18 protein-coding genes are annotated in these 17,052 nt (G+C 62.6%); 7 read left to right on the forward strand and 11 right to left on the reverse strand.

The genetic code is table 11. The features are described from left to right. Positions 1 to 21 precede the first annotated feature (21 nt). Entirely contained in the window at positions 22 to 921 is a 900-nt protein-coding gene (gene hslO / locus N436_RS21650; RefSeq protein ID WP_105947390.1) for an Hsp33 family molecular chaperone HslO, read from the reverse strand. A 120-nt stretch (positions 922 to 1,041) separates the two neighbouring features. On the opposite strand from hslO, the gene N436_RS21655 reads away from it, so the two are divergent. After that, complete coding sequence (locus N436_RS21655; protein WP_105947391.1) at positions 1,042 to 1,836, forward strand: phosphatase PAP2 family protein; 795 nt, start codon at positions 1,042 to 1,044, stop codon at positions 1,834 to 1,836. 126 nt (positions 1,837 to 1,962) lie between these two features. Here N436_RS21655 and N436_RS21660 read toward each other — a convergent pair whose 3' ends face one another. Further along, positions 1,963 to 2,364 (reverse strand): RNA-binding S4 domain-containing protein, encoded by a 402-nt coding sequence (locus tag N436_RS21660; RefSeq protein ID WP_105947392.1) that lies wholly within the window; start codon positions 2,362 to 2,364, stop codon positions 1,963 to 1,965. A 109-nt stretch (positions 2,365 to 2,473) separates the two neighbouring features. Between N436_RS21660 and N436_RS21665 the strand changes: the two genes are divergently transcribed. Then, positions 2,474 to 2,956 carry an ATP-dependent zinc protease gene (locus N436_RS21665; protein ID WP_025754077.1) on the forward strand — a complete coding sequence of 161 codons (483 nt, stop codon included), beginning with the start codon at positions 2,474 to 2,476 and terminating at the stop codon, positions 2,954 to 2,956. Next, a complete protein-coding gene (gene rimK, locus N436_RS21670; RefSeq protein WP_012316721.1) occupies positions 2,953 to 3,858 on the forward strand; it encodes a 30S ribosomal protein S6--L-glutamate ligase in 906 nt (301 codons plus the stop codon). Before N436_RS21665 ends, rimK begins: the two co-directional genes overlap by 4 nt. A gap of 115 nt (positions 3,859 to 3,973) precedes the next feature. On the opposite strand, the gene N436_RS21675 is transcribed toward rimK, so the two are convergent. Both N436_RS21675 and ompR read right to left on the reverse strand, forming a co-directional pair. Then, positions 3,974 to 5,287, reverse strand: a complete 1,314-nt coding sequence (locus N436_RS21675; RefSeq protein ID WP_060501261.1) for an ATP-binding protein — start codon at positions 5,285 to 5,287, stop codon at positions 3,974 to 3,976. A gap of 13 nt (positions 5,288 to 5,300) precedes the next feature. Next, positions 5,301 to 6,041 (reverse strand): two-component system response regulator OmpR, encoded by a 741-nt coding sequence (gene ompR / locus N436_RS21680; protein WP_016484407.1) that lies wholly within the window; start codon positions 6,039 to 6,041, stop codon positions 5,301 to 5,303. Positions 6,042 to 6,258: 217 nt separating this feature from the next. Here ompR and N436_RS21685 point away from each other — a divergent pair, with 217 nt between their 5' ends. The 4 genes from N436_RS21685 to N436_RS21700 all read left to right on the forward strand — a co-directional run bounded on the left by N436_RS21685 (position 6,259) and on the right by N436_RS21700 (position 11,323). Further along, on the forward strand, positions 6,259 to 8,583 hold the full coding sequence (locus tag N436_RS21685; protein WP_110741913.1) for a Tex family protein: 2,325 nt from the start codon (positions 6,259 to 6,261) through the stop codon (positions 8,581 to 8,583). Then, positions 8,583 to 8,966, forward strand: coding sequence for a PaaI family thioesterase (locus N436_RS21690; RefSeq protein ID WP_110741914.1), 384 nt, complete (start codon positions 8,583 to 8,585; stop codon positions 8,964 to 8,966). The genes N436_RS21685 and N436_RS21690 overlap by 1 nt, the downstream gene beginning before the upstream one ends. Before the next feature lie 153 nt (positions 8,967 to 9,119). Further along, positions 9,120 to 10,697, forward strand: a complete 1,578-nt coding sequence (gene gshA / locus N436_RS21695; RefSeq protein WP_371920927.1) for a glutamate--cysteine ligase — start codon at positions 9,120 to 9,122, stop codon at positions 10,695 to 10,697. Continuing rightward, on the forward strand, positions 10,697 to 11,323 hold the full coding sequence (locus N436_RS21700) for a TetR/AcrR family transcriptional regulator (RefSeq protein ID WP_105947396.1): 627 nt from the start codon (positions 10,697 to 10,699) through the stop codon (positions 11,321 to 11,323). Before gshA ends, N436_RS21700 begins: the two co-directional genes overlap by 1 nt. Positions 11,324 to 11,451: 128 nt before the next feature. On the opposite strand, the gene N436_RS21705 is transcribed toward N436_RS21700, so the two are convergent. The 7 genes from N436_RS21705 to N436_RS21735 form a co-directional block, all read right to left on the reverse strand. Further along, the gene (locus N436_RS21705; protein ID WP_008095172.1) at positions 11,452 to 11,667 is read right to left on the reverse strand and encodes a molybdopterin-binding protein; all 216 of its coding nucleotides are present in this window, start codon (positions 11,665 to 11,667) and stop codon (positions 11,452 to 11,454) included. A 44-nt stretch (positions 11,668 to 11,711) separates the two neighbouring features. Continuing rightward, positions 11,712 to 12,524, reverse strand: a complete 813-nt coding sequence (gene ssuB / locus N436_RS21710) for an aliphatic sulfonates ABC transporter ATP-binding protein (RefSeq protein WP_019096900.1) — start codon at positions 12,522 to 12,524, stop codon at positions 11,712 to 11,714. Continuing rightward, positions 12,521 to 13,318, reverse strand: coding sequence for an aliphatic sulfonate ABC transporter permease SsuC (gene ssuC, locus N436_RS21715; protein WP_060501271.1), 798 nt, complete (start codon positions 13,316 to 13,318; stop codon positions 12,521 to 12,523). Before ssuC ends, ssuB begins: the two co-directional genes overlap by 4 nt. 10 nt (positions 13,319 to 13,328) lie before the next feature. Beyond that, complete coding sequence (ssuD, locus tag N436_RS21720) at positions 13,329 to 14,477, reverse strand: FMNH2-dependent alkanesulfonate monooxygenase (RefSeq protein ID WP_110741916.1); 1,149 nt, start codon at positions 14,475 to 14,477, stop codon at positions 13,329 to 13,331. A gap of 60 nt (positions 14,478 to 14,537) precedes the next feature. Continuing rightward, positions 14,538 to 15,503, reverse strand: a complete 966-nt coding sequence (locus tag N436_RS21725) for a sulfonate ABC transporter substrate-binding protein (RefSeq protein WP_110741917.1) — start codon at positions 15,501 to 15,503, stop codon at positions 14,538 to 14,540. A gap of 84 nt (positions 15,504 to 15,587) precedes the next feature. After that, entirely contained in the window at positions 15,588 to 16,181 is a 594-nt protein-coding gene (gene ssuE / locus N436_RS21730; protein WP_110741918.1) for an NADPH-dependent FMN reductase, read from the reverse strand. A gap of 197 nt (positions 16,182 to 16,378) precedes the next feature. Then, the gene (locus N436_RS21735; protein ID WP_105947400.1) at positions 16,379 to 17,017 is read right to left on the reverse strand and encodes a peroxiredoxin; all 639 of its coding nucleotides are present in this window, start codon (positions 17,015 to 17,017) and stop codon (positions 16,379 to 16,381) included. Positions 17,018 to 17,052: the final 35 nt, after the last annotated feature.

The raw sequence follows: 17,052 nt of genomic DNA on the forward strand, positions 1-17,052 counted from the left end.
ATTTCCCTGCAATTAAACGTTTCAGTGACGAGTTTCTGAGGCTACGTCCGTGCCGCCACCGGCAAACAGTTGCGCCACATCGCTGGCATCGAAGAAATAGCGCTCGTTGCAGAACTGGCAATCGATCTCCACCGTCCCACCGCATTCTTCCACCAACGCCTTGGCGTCGTGCTCACCCAGGCTGACCAGCGCATTACCGGAGCGCTCGCGGGAGCAGCTGCAATTGAAGCGCAGTGGCTGGATATCAAACAGGCGCACAGCGTCTTCGTGGTACAGGCGGTGCAACAGGGTTTCGTTGTCCAGCGCCCACTCATCAGCCTTGAGCGTGGTGGCCAATGCCACGACGTGCTGCCAGCTTTCTTCACGCTCTTCATCGTCCGGCTGGCGGTCACGCGGCAGTTGCTGCAGCAGCAGCCCACGGGCCTTGCCACCTTCAGCGTTGAGCCAGAAGCGGGTGTTGAGCTGCTGCGACTGAACGAAGTAGTTGGTGAAGCACTCCGACAGGTTGGCGCCATCGAGGTCCACGGTGCCCTGGTAGCGCTGGCCCTTGACCGGATCGATGGTCAGGGTCAGGTGGCCGTCGGGCATCAACTGCGACAGGGTGGCGTCTGCCGGAATCTGGTCTGCCTCGTAACGGGCCATGCCGCGGATGTCGCGGTCACCGGAGCATTCCACCATCAGCAGCGGGATCGGCCCTGCGGAACGCGCCTGCAGAATCAGCAGGCCATCAAACTTCAAAGCCCCCACCAGCAAGGCGGTGGCAGCCATCAGCTCGCCGAGCAGTGCCTGGACCGGCTGTGGGTACTCGTGACGCGCCAGCACCGCGGCGTAGCTGTCATCGAGAGACACCCACTCGCCGCGCACATCGCGCTCGTCGAAGATGAAACGTTGGGTGAAATCGGTATCAGGCAAATCGCTCATAGGTTTTGGCTATCTAAAAATGATGACAAAATGGTTACAAGGGTTATCGAAAAACCTGCGAGAACCCGTGACAGAGCGCTCACAAGGCGCTCCGATTCCTGTTTGCAATAGAGGTATTTTATGGACAATCGACCACTGTTCCAAGCAAGGTGGTCCTTGGGGCCATTGGCAGCCTGCACGCTGCTACCCATCGCTCTACTGTGTTTCTGGTTATGGCCCATTGGCCAGATCTTGTGCCTGACTTTCGACGAGTGGCTGTTCCACAGCCTCAATGCGCCGCTGGCCGACAGCACCACCTGGCGCTACATCTGGACCGTCGGCAGCCTGCGCCCGTTCGACATCGTTGTCGGCCTGATCCTTCTGGCGGTGCTTATCCGGGGCGACTGGGTGTTCAAGGCTGCTCAAGTTCGCCAGGCCTTCTTCGGCTTTCTGGTCACGCTACTCCTCTTAGTGGTGATTCGCGCGCTGTTTTCCAAGTGGGTGGATGCAGCCGGGTGGCAACACAAGAGCCCGTCGATGATGTTTGACGACGTCGTCCACCTCAGTGACTACTACCCGAACCTGGAGGCGGCCTGGGAGCTCAAGGACCGTTCCAGCAAGAGTTTCCCGGGGGATCACGCTTCGGTGCTGTTGATCTGGGCACTGTTCATGAGCGTGTTCAGCCGCCGGCTGGTGCAGTACCTGGTGATCTGGGGGCTGGCGGTGCTGTTCATGTTGCCGCGCCTGGTGGCCGGTGCTCACTGGGGGCAGGATGACTACATCGGCGGGTTGCTGATGGCGGTGCTGGCGTTGGGCTGGAGCTATTACACGCCGCTGGCGGCCAAGGGTAGCGCAGCACTGGTGCGTTGGACGGCGCCGTTGTTCAACCTTGCAGCCAGGCTACCGTTGGTCGGGCGATTGGCGGTAGTGCGCTAGATCCTCGGGGCGGCTGCGCAGCCCATCGCCGGCAAGCCAGCTCCCACAGGGATCGCACAAGTTTCAGGGCTTGCGCAGTACCTGTGGGAGCTGGCTTGCCGGCGATGGGCCGCAAAGCGGCCCCAGCTATTCAAAATTCCCATGCAACTGGTGAATCTGTCGGCGCTGCTTTTTGGTCGGCCGGCCATCGGTGGTCACGCCCATGGCCCCCGCCTTGCGCAACTCGGCCGCCTGCTCGCGCCGGCGCACACTTTCTTCGGTTTCCTCGTATAACGTCTGCGCCTCCGGCGCCCCACGCCGCACCACCGACAACGCCTTCACCACCACGGTGCGCTCGTCAAACCCGGTGCGCAGCACAAATTCGTCCCCCACACGCGGTTCCTTGCCCGGCTTGCAACGCTCGCCCCGACAATGCACCTTGCCACTCTCGATCGCCGCTTTGGCCAGCGCCCGCGTCTTGTAGAAACGCGCCGCCCACAGCCACTTGTCCAGGCGAACCTTGTCGTCATCTTCGGCTTTTTGTGCCATCCCGTTACCTCGAACACTGTGTTTCATCGAACTGTACTACCGTAACCAGCGGATGCAAAAAATCCCCGCCGTGCTTACAGTTCACCACCTCATTCGCAGGGTGCGTTTCGTGAAGACATTTGACCATTTGACTGTGATCGGCCTGCGCGAGTGGGTCGCCCTGCCTGACCTCGGCGTGGCCGGTTTGCGCGCCAAGATCGACACCGGCGCCAGCACCTCCAGCCTGCACGCCACCGAGGTGGAACCCTTCGAGCGCGACGGCCAGCCTTGGGTCCGCTTCACTGCGCACCTGGGCTCGGTGGTACAACTGCGCCACCGCCGTTGCGAAGCACCGCTGGTGACCATGAAAACCATCAAGAGCTCCAACGGCCAGGCCCAGACCCGTTATGTCATCCGCACGTCACTGGCCTTGGGCGATGGTGTCTGGGAAGTGGAGTTCACCCTGGCCTGCCGCAAGAACATGCGTTACCGCCTGTTGCTGGGTTCCAAGGCCCTGATTCACGGCCAGTTGGTGGTCAACCCTGGCCTGAAATACGTACAAGACAAACCGGCCTTTCCGGCCACTCTTTCTCCTGCCACAGGTGCTGCATGAAGATCGCTGTGCTGTCGCGCAATCCGCGTCTGTATTCCACCCGCCGCCTGGTCGAAGCCGGTACCCAGCGCGGTCACGAAATGGTGGTGATCGATACCCTGCGGGCCTACATGAACATTGCCAGCCACAAGCCGCAGATTCACTACCGCGGCAAGCCGCTGGAAGGTTTCGACGCGGTCATCCCGCGTATCGGTGCCTCGGTCACCTTCTACGGCTGCGCAGTCCTGCGCCAGTTCGAGATGATGGGTGTGTATCCGCTCAACGAGTCTGTGGCCATTGCCCGCTCGCGCGACAAACTGCGCTCGTTGCAGCTGTTGTCACGACGCGGCATTGGCCTGCCGATCACCGGTTTCGCTCATTCGCCGGACGATATCCCCGACCTGATCCAGATGGTCAATGGTGCCCCGCTGGTGATCAAGGTGCTGGAGGGTACCCAAGGCATTGGTGTGGTGCTGTGTGAAACCACCCAGGCGGCCGAGTCGGTGATCGAGGCGTTCATGGGCCTGAAGCAGAACATCATGGTTCAGGAGTACATCAAGGAGGCCGGTGGCGCCGACATTCGCTGCTTCGTGGTGGGCGACAAAGTGATTGCCTCGATGAAGCGCCAGGCCAAGCCGGGTGAGTTCCGCTCCAACCTGCACCGGGGGGGCGTCGCCAGCCTGATCAAGATCACCCCTGAAGAGCGGATTACCGCGATTCGTGCTGCAAAGGTGATGGGGTTGAGTGTGGCGGGTGTGGATATCCTGCGTTCCAACCATGGGCCACTGGTGATGGAGGTGAACTCGTCGCCGGGGCTGGAAGGGATCGAGGTGACCACCGGCAAGAACGTGGCCGGGATGATCATCGAGCACCTGGAGAAGAACGGCGGGCCTAACCAGACCCGGACCAAGGGTAAAGGCTGATGTAAGCCTGTACCGGCCCCTTCGCGGGTAAACCCGCTCCTACAGGATTACCACAGCCCTCAGGCCTGTGCAGTACCTGTGGGAGCGGCTTTAGCCGCGAAGAGGCCGGCAAATTTCACACAGCATTCCGAGGTAACAACAGCCCCAACGGCAACCGCACCCGCGCCTCGATCCCACCGCCAGACCGGTTGCGCAGCTCTACATTCCCGCCATGCTGCGCCGCGATCCTTTTGACGATCGCCAGCCCCAGCCCGGTGCCCTTGCCACCCCGCGCCCGGTCACCACGAATGAACGGGTTGAAGATGGTCTCCAGCTCCGATTCGTCGATCCCTGTGCCACGGTCCAGCACGCTCAGCACCACATACGGCGCACTCTCGTCACCCGACACATAGGCCGCCACCTCGACCCCTTTGCCAGCGTGGTGCAGGGCGTTGCCGATCAGGTTGCCCAGCATGCGCTTGAGCGAAACCCTACGCAGCGGAAATGGCGGAATAGGCTCCAGGCAAAGTCGCACACGTTCTTCCGGCTGGTTGTACGGCGCCACCACTTCGCGCACCAGGTCCGCCAGGTCGACCTCTTCTACCGGCTCGTCACGGCCATCGCGGATAAAGGCCAGGAACTGATCGAGGATCGCGTCCATGTCTTCGATATCGCGGACCATGTCGTCACTCAAATCGCTGTCACTGTTCAGCAGTGACAGCGACAGGCGCAAACGGGTCAGCGGTGTGCGCAGGTCATGGGAAACCCCGGCCAGCATCAGCTCACGCTCGCGCCCGGCCTGCTCGACGTCCTCGGCCATCTGGTTGAAGGCCTTGTACACCTCGGTCATTTCGCTGGGCGTATCGCTGATCGGCAGACGCACGCTGCGCCCCTGGCCCAGCTGACGAGCGGCGAACACCAGGCGCTTGAGCGGCTGGTTCAGCTGACGAACGAAGATCCAGGCCGAGGCGGTGGACAACAGCCCAATGGCCAGGAACCAGCCCAGCACGTTCCAGATTTTCTGCCCGCGCAGCGGGTGCGGGTACAGCGGCACTTTCAGCCAACCGGGGCCCAGGCTTGGCGCATTGACCCACAACGCCGGTGGCGCATGAATGCGCAGCCGCACCTCGGTGTCCTCACCCAGTTCGGCCTGCATCTGCCGCTGGTAGATCTCGCTGTAGGGCCAGTGCTGTTCGCCCTCGGGCACACCCGAGCCGGTCACGCGGATAAGGCCAGCCGCCTCGGCAATCTTGTCGCGGTTTTCTTCATCGGCAGCCCAATAGGCACGCAAGGTCAGCGCCACACCGTGGCTGTACTGACGGTCGACCAGCACGTCCTCGTTCATCAGCAGGTAGACCAGGGTCAAGGCCTTGCTGAACAGGACCACGATCAACACCAGCCACAGGGTGCGGGCGAAGAAGCTTTGCGGAAACCAGAGCGGGGTTTTCATCGACGGCCAGGCATCACTTACCGGCGTTTCCGTCTGGCACGAACACGTAGCCCACGCCCCAGACGGTCTGGATGTAACGCGGCTTGGACGGGTCCGGCTCGATCATGCGGCGCAGGCGCGAGATCTGCACGTCGATGGAGCGCTCCAGTGCATCCCACTCGCGGCCACGGGCCAGGTTCATCAGCTTGTCGCGGGTCAGCGGTTCGCGGGCGTGCATCACCAAGGCCTTGAGCACGGCGAACTCACCGGTGGTGAGCATGTGCACTTCATCGCCACGCTTGAGTTCGCGGGTAGCGAGCGACAGCTCGTAATCACCGAAAGTGACCGATTCGTCTTCGCTACCCGGTGCCCCCGGTACAGCGGGTGCCTGACGGCGCAGCACAGCCTTGACGCGGGCCATCAGCTCGTCCGGGTTGAACGGCTTGCCCAGGTAGTCGTCGGCGCCCAGCTCCAGGCCTTTGATACGGCTCAACTCATCGCCCTTGGCGGTAAGCATGATGATTGGGATCTGGTTGTTCTGCTGGCGCAGGCGCTTGCACGCGGACAGGCCATCTTCGCCTGGCAGCATCAGGTCGAGCACCACCAGGTTGAACACCTCGCGTTGCAGCAGGCGGTCCATCTGTTCGGTGTTGGGCACCGCGCGGGCACGGTAGCCCTTGCTGGTGAAGAAACGTTCCAGCAGGCTGCTAAGCCCCGGGTCGTCGTCGACGATGAGAATCTTGTCACCTTCAGCGGTGTTTGCGGTGCCGGTCATGAATAACTCCTCTGATATCGCCGCGCATTATGGCGTAGCCATTGCTGCACGTTGCGTGAGCATTGTTAGCAGATTTTTCCCCGGGCGCCAGTTCCGGCTGGCCGGGCGCCATCACCGCAAGCCGTTTGCGATGGGTATAATGCGCGGCTTTCATCCAGCGCCGCCGGGCGAAAAGCCCACAGGCGACCCCCGTATTCACAAATGTCAGGTGGTTTACATGGACAGCATCAACAGCCGTATCGCCGAGGAACTGGGCGTACGCCCCCAGCAGGTCGAGGCGGCCGTGGGCCTGTTGGACGAAGGCTCGACCGTGCCTTTCATCGCCCGTTATCGCAAGGAAGTGACCGGTAGCCTGGACGACACCCAACTGCGCCATCTGGAAGAGCGCCTGCGCTACCTGCGCGAACTCGACGAGCGCCGCGCCAGCATCCTGTCCAGCATCGAGGAACAAGGCAAGCTCACCCCGGAGCTGGCCCGCGAGATCAAGCTGGCCGACACCAAGACCCGCCTCGAAGACCTGTACCTGCCGTACAAGCAAAAGCGCCGCACCAAGGGCCAGATCGCCCTGGAAGCCGGCCTGGGCGAGCTGGCCGACGGCCTGTTCAACGACCCGACCCTGGCACCGGAAAGCGAAGCCGCACGCTTCGTCAACGCCGAAAAAGGCGTGGCCGATGTCAAGGCTGCGCTGGAAGGCGCCAAGTACATCCTCATGGAGCGTTTCGCCGAAGACGCCTCGCTGCTCGAAAAACTGCGCAACTTCCTCAAGCAGGAGTCGGTGCTCAGCGCCCGCGTGGTAGCGGGCAAGGAAGAAGAAGGCGCCAAGTTCCGCGACTACTTCGCCCACGACGAACTGCTGCGCACCGCCCCGTCGCACCGCGCCCTGGCAATCTTCCGCGGTCGCAACGAAGGCGTGCTGAGTGCCTCGTTGAAAGTCAGCGAAGAGCTGCCTGGCACCCTGCACCCGTGCGAAGTGATGATCGGCAACCACGTCGGCATCGAAAACCGCAGCCGCCCGGCCGACAAGTGGCTGGGTGAAGTGGTGCGCTGGACCTGGAAGGTCAAGCTGTACACCCACCTGGAAACCGACCTGTTCGGCGAGTTGCGCGACAACGCCGAAGGCGAGGCGATCAACGTGTTCGCCCACAACCTGCACGACCTGCTGCTGGCCGCACCGGCCGGCCCGCGCGCCACCCTGGGCTTCGACCCGGGCCTGCGCACCGGCTGCAAGATCGCCGTGGTCGATGCCACCGGCAAGCTGCTGGACCACACCACGGTCTACCCGCACGCGCCGAAAAACGACTGGGATCGCACCATTTCCATCATGGCCGCGCTGTGCGCCAAGCACTCGGTGGAGCTGGTCGCCATCGGCAACGGCACCGCCAGCCGCGAAAGCGACAAGCTGGTGGCCGAGCTGGTCAAAAAATATCCAGCGCTGAAAATTACCAAAATCATGGTCTCCGAAGCCGGCGCTTCGGTGTACTCGGCATCTGAGCTAGCCGCCCGCGAGTTCCCGGACCTGGACGTGTCGATCCGTGGCGCCGTGTCGATTGCCCGTCGCCTGCAGGACCCGCTGGCGGAGCTGGTGAAGATCGACCCGAAATCCATCGGTGTCGGCCAGTACCAGCACGATGTGTCCCAGTTGAAACTGGCGCGTGGCCTGGATGCCGTGGTCGAGGACTGCGTGAACGCCGTGGGCGTGGACGTGAACACCGCTTCGGTGGCGCTGCTGACCCGTATCTCTGGCCTCAACGCCACGCTGGCACAGAACATCGTCGCCCATCGCGATGCCAACGGCCCGTTCGCCACCCGTGCGGCGCTGAAAAAGGTCAGCCGCCTCGGTGAGAAAACCTTCGAACAAGCCGCTGGCTTCCTGCGTGTGATGAACGGCGACAACCCGCTGGACGCCTCTGCAGTGCACCCCGAGGCCTACCCGCTGGTGCAACGTATTGCCGCCGACACCGACCGCGACATCCGTTCGCTGATCGGCGACAGCAGCTTCCTCAAGCGCCTGGACCCAAAAAAGTTCACCGACGAAACCTTCGGCCTGCCGACCGTCACCGACATCCTGCAGGAGCTGGACAAACCGGGCCGCGACCCACGCCCCGAGTTCAAGACTGCCACCTTCCAGGACGGCGTCGAAGACCTCAAGGACCTGGAGCCGGGCATGATCCTCGAAGGCGTGGTCACCAACGTCACCAACTTTGGCGCCTTCGTCGACATCGGCGTGCACCAGGACGGCCTGGTACACATCTCGGCGCTGTCGGAAAAGTTCGTCAAGGACCCGCGTGAAGCGGTCAAGGCCGGCGACGTGGTCAAGGTCAAGGTCATGGAAGTGGACATCCCGCGCAAGCGCGTCGGCCTGTCCATGCGCATGAGCGACACACCGGGCGAGAAGGTCGAAGGCAACCGCGGCGGCAACCGTGGCAATGGCGGCAACCGTCAGCAGCAGGCCCCACGCCAGCGTGAAACCGCCACTGCCGCCCCGGCCAACAACGCCATGGCCGCCCTGTTCGCCAATGCCAAGCAGTTGAAGAAGAAGTGATGGACGTACCACGCGAATACGTCGAAAGCGCCTTCAGCCAACTGCTGGGCTGCCGCCTGCAACGCCTGGAAACCGGTGTTGCCGAGGTGGCCCTGCCGCTCGAGCCGCACTTGCGCAACCGTGGCCAGAAGCTGCACGGCGGGGCAATCTTCAGCCTGGTGGACATCGCGATGGGCCTGGCCTGCTCGGCCAGCCATGGCTTTGACCAGCAAAGCGTCACCATCGAGTGCAAGATCAACTACATGCGCGCCGTCAGTGACGGCGAAGTGCTGTGCACCGCCCGTGTGCTGCACGCCGGGCGACGTACCCTGGTGGTCGACGCCGACGTAGTCCAGGGCGACAAGCTGGTGGCAAAAGCGCAAGGAACCTTCGCGGTTCTCTAGCTCACCAAGCAGTATCTGCGGTATTTTCAGCAGTGCGCTGGCACTGCTGGAACCGCGTAAACCAGGCGACAACGCCAGTTCCTTTCTTCCTACCCTTGTAGACCGTTATCTCTACCCCCATATTGGGGCGACTGACGCGTGAAGGAATACATCTTGAGCGACCTCCTCAACCGCCGCCTGAGCCTGCTCGGCGCCAATCTCCCCCTGCTCAAGCAGTGCCTGCACGGTATTGAGCGCGAATGCCTGCGTGTGACCGAAGAAGGTCGCCTGGCCCAGACCCCGCACCCGGAAGCTTTGGGGTCGGCGCTGACCAACGAGCAGATCACTACCGACTATTCCGAGTCGCTGCTGGAGTTCATCACCCCAGCCCTGCCCGACCCGGCCAAGGTACTCGAAAGCCTCGAACAGACCCACCGCTTCGTCTACAGCAAGCTGGGCGACGAATACCTGTGGAGCCCGTCGATGCCGTGCACGCTGCCGGCCGAGGAGGACATCCCGATTGCCGAGTACGGCACCTCGAACATCGGCAAGCTCAAGCACGTCTACCGCAAGGGCCTGGCCCTGCGCTACGGCCGCACCATGCAGTGCATCGCCGGTATCCATTACAACTTCTCGCTGCCCGAGGCCCTGTGGCCGCTGCTGCGTGAGGCTGAAGGCGGCAGCGAAAACGACCGCGACTACCAGTCATCGGCCTACATCGCCCTGATCCGCAACTTCCGCCGCTACAGCTGGCTGCTGATGTACCTGTTCGGCGCTTCGCCGGCCCTGGACAAAGGCTTCCTGCGTGGCCGCCCGCACCAGCTCGAAGAGCTGGATGCCGAAACCCTGTTCCTGCCCTATGCCACCAGCCTGCGCATGAGCGACCTGGGCTACCAGAGCAACGCCCAGGCCGGCCTCACGCCGTGCTACAACAACCTGGCCAGCTACACCGATAGCCTGCGCAAGGCCGTGGGCACGCCCTACCCGCCGTACGTAGAAGTCGGTACCCACGTGGACGGCGAGTGGGTGCAGCTGAACACCAACATCCTGCAGATCGAGAACGAGTACTACTCGAACATCCGCCCCAAGCGGGTCACCTACACCGGCGAACGGCCGATCCAGGCCCTGACCTCGCGTGGCGTGCAGTATGTGGAAGTGCGTTGCCTGGATATCAACCCGTTCCTGCCGGTGGGCATCGACCTGCCCGAGGCACGCTTCCTCGATGCGTTCCTGCTGTTCTGCGCACTGGAAGACAGCCCGCAGCTGGACAACGGCGAATGCGGCCAGTGCACCAGCAACTTCCTGACCGTGGTCAAGGAAGGTCGCCGACCAGGACTGGAGCTGCACCGCGATGGCCAGCCAATCAGCTTGAAAGATTGGGCCAGCGAGCTTATCGGGCGTATCCGGCCACTGGCCGACCTGCTCGACCAGGCGCAAGGCGTTGACGAGCACGCCAAAGCCCTGGATGCCCAGCAAGCCAAGGTTGACGACGCTTCGCTGACACCGTCGGCCCAGGTGCTGGCGCGCATGACCGAACACGACGAAACCTTCGTCCAGTTCTCCCTGCGCCAAAGCCGGATCCACGCCGAAACGTTCCGCGAACAGCCCCTGAACAACGAGCAGCAACAGGCGTTCGAAACACTGGCCCGTGAATCGCTCGCCAAGCAGTCCGAGCTGGAACAGGAAGAAGTCGGTGACTTCGACCTGTTCGTCGGTGCCTACCAGGCCAGTATCCTGGCGATCAGCAACTGATGACCCGTACCGCCACCCCGCGCAAGCCGCGCGCCAGCAGCCAGGCCAGGATCGAAGCGATCCTGACGGCTGCACGCGAGTTGCTGGCAGAGCAAGGGGTGGCGGCACTGTCCATCTACAGCGTGGCCGAACGGGCACAGATTCCGCCGTCGTCGGTGTATCACTTCTTCGCCAGCGTGCCAGCGTTGCTGGAAGCACTGACTGCCGACGTACACCGGGCCTTTCGCGAAGCACTGAGTGCACCGATCGACAGCAGCGCGTTCAGCACCTGGCACGAACTGTCACGGCTCATCGAAGAACGCATGCTTTGTATCTATAACGAAGATGCGGCGGCGCGGCAGCTAATCCTGGCCCAGCATGGGCTGAGCGAAGTGGTGCAGGCCGATCGGCAGCACGACATGGAACTGGGCGACTTGATGCACAAGTTGTTCGACCAGCATTTTCACCTGCCGGTGATGCCACTGGATGTGGATGTGTTTGCCCTGGCCATGGAACTGAGCGACCGGGTGTATGCGCGATCGGTGCAGTTGCACGAAGCGATCACCCCGCGCATGGCCGAAGAAGGCAAGCGGGTGTTCGAGGCGTATCTGGGGTTGTACCTGCCGCCGTTTCTGGCCAAGCGTTAGATTTAAAGGCCTCATCGCCGGCAAGCCAGCTCCCACAGGTACAACACAAGGCTTGAAACCTGCACAGTACCTGTGGGAGCTGGCTTGCCGGCGATTGGGCTGCAAAGCAGCCCCATTGGCCATTTTCATCACAACTTGGCGATAGACACTTCAGTCGATTTCACGAAGGCAATCACTTCGCTGCCAACCTGCAATTCCAGCTCCTTCACAGAACGGGTGGTGATGACCGAAGTCACGATACCCGAGGCAGTCTGCACGTCGATTTCCGACAGTACCGGGCCTTCGAGGATTTCTTTCACGGTGCCTTTGAACTGGTTGCGGACGTTGATGGCTTTGATAGTCATGATTTGATTCCTTCTCTATGGCTTCAGTCTGGTAAGTGAGTGAGTCAGTGCGCCCAACGCAACTGCGTGGGCAGAGGGGCTACAGGATCCGGCTCGGGCGCAGTGCCCGGGGCCGACAGAACACGGTTGAGCACTTCGCTTTCCAGCGCGGCCAGGCGGTGCGAACCACGCGCCCGGGGCCGTGCCAGGTCGACAGTAAGGTCGAGCCCGACCTCGCCGTCCTCGATCAAAATCACCCGGTCAGCCACGGCAACGGCTTCGCTGACATCGTGGGTGACCAACAGCACGGTGAAGCCATGCTGACGCCACAGGCGCTCGATCAATTGCTGCATCTCGATACGGGTCAATGCATCCAGCGCACCCAGCGGCTCATCCAGCAGCAGCAGGCGTGGCTGGTGAATCAAGGCGCGGGCCAAGGCCACGCGCTGCTTCTGGCCACCCGAGAGGGCTGCCGGCCATTCATTGGCGCGATCGGCCAGGCCCACCGCCTCCAGCGCTTCCAGCGCACGTGGGCGCCAGTCGCCAGACAGGCCCAAGCCAACGTTGTCGATCACCTTCTTCCAGGGCAGCAGGCGTGCGTCCTGGAACATCAGGCGGGTTTCCTCACGGGCCTCTTCCAGCGGCGCAGCACCGGCCAGCAGTTGGCCGGCGGTGGGTTGATCGAGCCCGGCCAGCAGGCGCAGCAAGGTGCTCTTGCCGCAGCCGCTGCGGCCAACGATGGCAACGAACTGACCGGCCGGAATGTGCAGGTCGATACCTTTCAGCACTTCGCGCTGGCCAAAAGTCTTGCGCAGGCCGTTGGAGGCCAGCGGGATGCCACGCAGCAGGCGAGGCGGCTGTTCCTTGAGCACGGTCATGCGCCCTCCTTCCTGGCTACTTGATAGGCCGGGTGCCAGCGCAGCCACACACGCTCCAGGCCGCGAGCGGCGAGGTCGGCGAGCTTGCCGAGCACGGCGTACAGGACGATGGCCAATACCACCACGTCGGTCTGCAGGAACTCACGGGCATTCATTGCCAGGTAACCGATGCCGGCGTTGGCCGAGATGGTTTCCGCCACGATCAAGGTCAGCCACATGAAGCCCAGCGCGAAGCGCACACCCACCAGAATCGATGGCAGCGCCCCCGGCAGGATCACCTGGCGGAACAGGCTGAAGCCGGACAAGCCATAGCTGCGCGCCATTTCCACCAATGCCGGGTCGACATTACGAATGCCGTGGTAGGTGTTCAGGTAGATCGGGAACAACGTGCCCAGCGCGACCAGGAAAATCTTTGCCGACTCGTCGATACCGAACCACAGGATCACCAGCGGGATCAGTGCCAGGTGCGGCACGTTGCGGATCATCTGCACCGAGCTGTCGAGCAGGCGTTCGCCCCAGTTCGACAAGCCGGTGATGAACCCCAGCACCAGGCCGATGCTGCCGCCGATGACGAAGCCCAGGCCGGCACGCCAACCGCTGATGGCCAGGTGGGTCCAGATTTCGCCGCTGCGCACCAGCTCGACACCCGCGCTGACCACAGCGCTGGGTGCCGGCAGAATGCGCGTCGACAGCCAGCCTGCGCTGACCGCCAGCTGCCAGGCTGCCAACAACAGTACCGGCAGCGCCCACGGCGCCAGGCGCTGGGCCAGGTTGGAGGAAGTTGCACGACTCATGGCCCGGCCCTCAGCTCTGCGACACGGACTTGGGCAGGATGTCGTTGGCTACCATCTCGCCGAACGGGCTTACGTAGCCGCCGGTTTTCGGTTGCTCCGGGCGTTGTACATCGAGGTGCGGGAACAGCAGTTCGGCAACCCGGTACGACTCTTCCAGGTGTGGATAACCCGAGAAGATGAACGTATCGATGCCCAGCTCGGCATACTCTTTCACCCGTGCCGAGACAGTCGGGCCATCGCCCACCAATGCGGTACCGGCGCCGCCACGCACCAGGCCAACACCCGCCCACAGGTTGGGGCTGACTTCCAGGTTGTCGCGGTTGCCGCCATGCAGGGCAGCCATGCGCTGCTGGCCCACCGAGTCAAAGCGCGCCAGCGAGGCCTGGGCACGGGCAATGGTGTCATCGTCCAGGTGCGAAATCAGCTTGTCGGCAGCGGCCCAGGCCTCTTCGTTGGTTTCCCGCACGATCACATGCAGGCGGATACCGAAGCGTACTTCTCGGCCTTGAGCGGCCGCTTTTTCGCGCACCTGGGCAATTTTTTCGGCAACGGCTGCCGGTGGCTCACCCCAGGTCAGGTACAGCTCGACCTGCTCGGCGGCCAGGTCCTGTGCTGCCTCGGACGAGCCGCCGAAATACAGCGGCGGACGTGGTTGCTGAATCGGTGGGTAGAGCAGCTTGGCGCCCTTCACCTGAATGTGTTTGCCGTCGTAATCGACGTTTTCGCCTTCCAGCACCTTGCGCCAGATACGGGTGAACTCGACCGAGGCTTCGTAGCGCTCTTCATGGCTCAGGTGCAGGCCATCACCGGCCAGTTCGTCCGGGTCGCCACCGGTTACCAGGTTGAACAGGGCACGGCCATTGGACAGGCGGTCCAGCGTTGCCGCCTGGCGTGCTGCCACGGTTGGCGAAATGATGCCTGGGCGCAGGGCCACCAGGAATTTCAGTCGCTGGGTCACAGGGATCAGCGACGCGGCCACCAGCCAGGAGTCCTCGCAGGAGCGCCCGGTGGGGATCAGCACCCCGCCAAAACCCAGACGGTCAGCGGCTTGGGCGATCTGCTGCAGGTAACCGTGGTCGACCGCACGGGCGCCGTCGGAAGTGCCCAGGTACTTGCCGTCACCGTGGGTTGGGAGGAACCAGAAAATGTTAAGGCTCATTGGAGTTGTCTCCTCAAGGGTGGCTCAAGCCAGGGCGACGCCCCGGCACAGGCGAATCAATCAAGGCGCGCTAGCGACCTTGGCCGGGGGTGTCCAGATCACGTCCTTGATGCTCAGTGGCTTGGGTATCAGCTTGAGCGCCTGGAAGGTGTCGGCGATTTTCTGTTGTGCGGCCACGACCTCAGGGGTGAGCGGCGCTGCACCGTAGCCTTGGCGTTTGACCGAAGTCAGGGTGATGTCGGCGGGCAGGCCGAGCAGCGGTGCGACCTGGTCGGTCACTTCTTGTGGGTTGGCCTGGGACCACTCGCCCACGGCGCGCACTTCCTCGATCACGGTGTTGATCACCGCCGGGTGCTGGGTGGCGTAGTTGCGGGTGGCCAGGTAGAACTGGTGGTTGTCGACCAGGCCCTTGCCATCACGCAGGGTGCGGGCCTGCAGCTGTTGTTCGGCGGCGGCCTGGTACGGGTCCCAGATGACCCAGGCATCCACACTGCCCCGCTCGAAGGCGGCGCGGGCATCGGCGGGTGGCAGGTACACGGGCTGGATGTCCCTGTATTTCAGGCCGGCATCTTCCAGCGCGCGCACCAACAGGTAGTGAACGTTCGAGCCTTTGTTGAGGACGACTTTCTTGCCCTTGAGGTCTTTCACCGACTGGATCGCTGAGCTTTTCGGCACCAGGATCGCCTCGCTGTGTGGTGCTGGCGGCTCGTAAGCCACATACAGCAGGTCGGCACCGGCAGCCTGGGCGAATACAGGCGGAGTCTCGCCGGTTACGCCAAAATCGATGGAGCCGACATTCAGCCCTTCAAGCAGCTGCGGGCCACCGGGGAACTCGGTCCACTGCACCTGCACGCCCTGCTCTGCCAGGCGCTTTTCCAGCGTGCCCTTGGCCTTGAGCAGCACCAGGGTGCCGTATTTCTGGTAACCGATGCGCAGGCTTTCGGCCTGGGCTTGGGTAATGGCGCCGAAGGACACAGCCGCCGCAAACAGGGCGACCAGACCGCGACGCAAGAAGACTGTGCGCATGGCGCTCTCCTGTACGTTTGGGTTCGGGTTGCACCTGCTTGCCTCGTTATCGGGCGAGTAAGGTGGTGAAGCGGGTTGGGCCGGTCAGATGCTCCAGCGAGCGCTGATCAGGCGTTCATTCAGTACGCCGGGGGCCACGGGGCGTGGCCGGCGGGCCAAGGCAACGTGGAAGGTTTCCAGCGAGTCCAGCAGGCGTTCTTCCAGCGCCGGTGTCAGCTGCGCGGGTTTGGAGCCTTCTGCGTAAGCCACCTGGCTGTCGTCGGCGAAGATCCCTTGCAGGGTCTCTTGAGCCTTGAGTGCCGACAGCACGGGTTTCAATGCGTAATCCACTGCCAGCATGTGGGCGATGCTGCCGCCCGTGGCGATCGGCAATACGATCTTGTGCGCCAGAGCGCGTTCGGGCAGCAGGTCGAGCAGTGTTTTCAGGGCGCCGGCAAACGAGGCCTTGTACACCGGGGTGGAAACGATCAGGCCATCGGCCTGGGCTACCAACTGTTGGAAGTGCTGTACCTGCGGGCTGTCGAAACGGGCATGCAGCAGGTCTTCGGCGGGGAAGTCACGTACCTGGAACGTCACCACTTCAACGCCACGGTTCTGCAACCACTGCCGCGAACGCTCAAGCAGCACGCCGGAGCGTGAACGAGGACTTGGGCTACCACCGATTGATACGACCAGCATTGCAGCGCTTCCTTGTGTTCTGTTGGAAGTGACATTAACAGCTGCCACATATATCTAGAAATCATATTTTTTCATTTGTTTATTCCATTTTTGTTTTTCTTCAAAGTCCTCCACGCGGTTTCAGCAGGCATAAAAAAGGGCCGTCGAAACGGCCCGAAAATCCCTGCTTGGCTAAGAGCAATACAACGAGGAATCCTTTAACGATTAGGCTGCGGGGTCAGACGCAGGTAAGGTTTGACCGCCCGGTAACCTTTCGGGAAGCGCTGCTTGATCTCTTCCTCGTCCTTGAGCGAAGGCACGATCACCACCTCGTCACCGTCCTGCCAGTTACCTGGTGTGGCGACCTTGTGGTTGTCGGTCAGCTGCAGCGAGTCGATCACCCGCAGAATTTCATTGAAGTTGCGCCCGGTACTGGCCGGATAGGTGATGGTCAGGCGCACCTTCTTGTTCGGGTCGATCACGAACAGCGAACGCACGGTGAGGGTGTCGCTGGCGTTCGGGTGGATCAGGTCGTACAGGTCGGACACCTTGCGGTCGGCGTCGGCGATGATCGGGAAATTGACCACGGTGTTCTGGGTTTCGTTGATGTCATCGATCCAGCGGTGGTGCGAGTCGACCGGGTCCACCGACAAGGCGATGGCCTTGACCCCACGCTTGGCGAAATCATCTTTCAGCTTGGCGGTCAGGCCCAGCTCGGTGGTGCACACCGGGGTGAAGTCGGCGGGGTGGGAGAACAATACCCCCCAGCTGCTGCCCAGCCACTCGTGGAAGCGGATTTTGCCTTCGCTGGAATCCTGTTCGAAATCGGGGGCGATATCGCCGAGTTTGAGGCTCATGGGCTGCGGCTCCTTGGCTGGGTTCTGTACCGTAT

Origin of the sequence: Pseudomonas sp. RV120224-01b, assembly GCF_003208145.1 — a bacterium.
Taxonomy (GTDB): Bacteria; Pseudomonadota; Gammaproteobacteria; order Pseudomonadales; family Pseudomonadaceae; genus Aquipseudomonas; species Aquipseudomonas monteilii.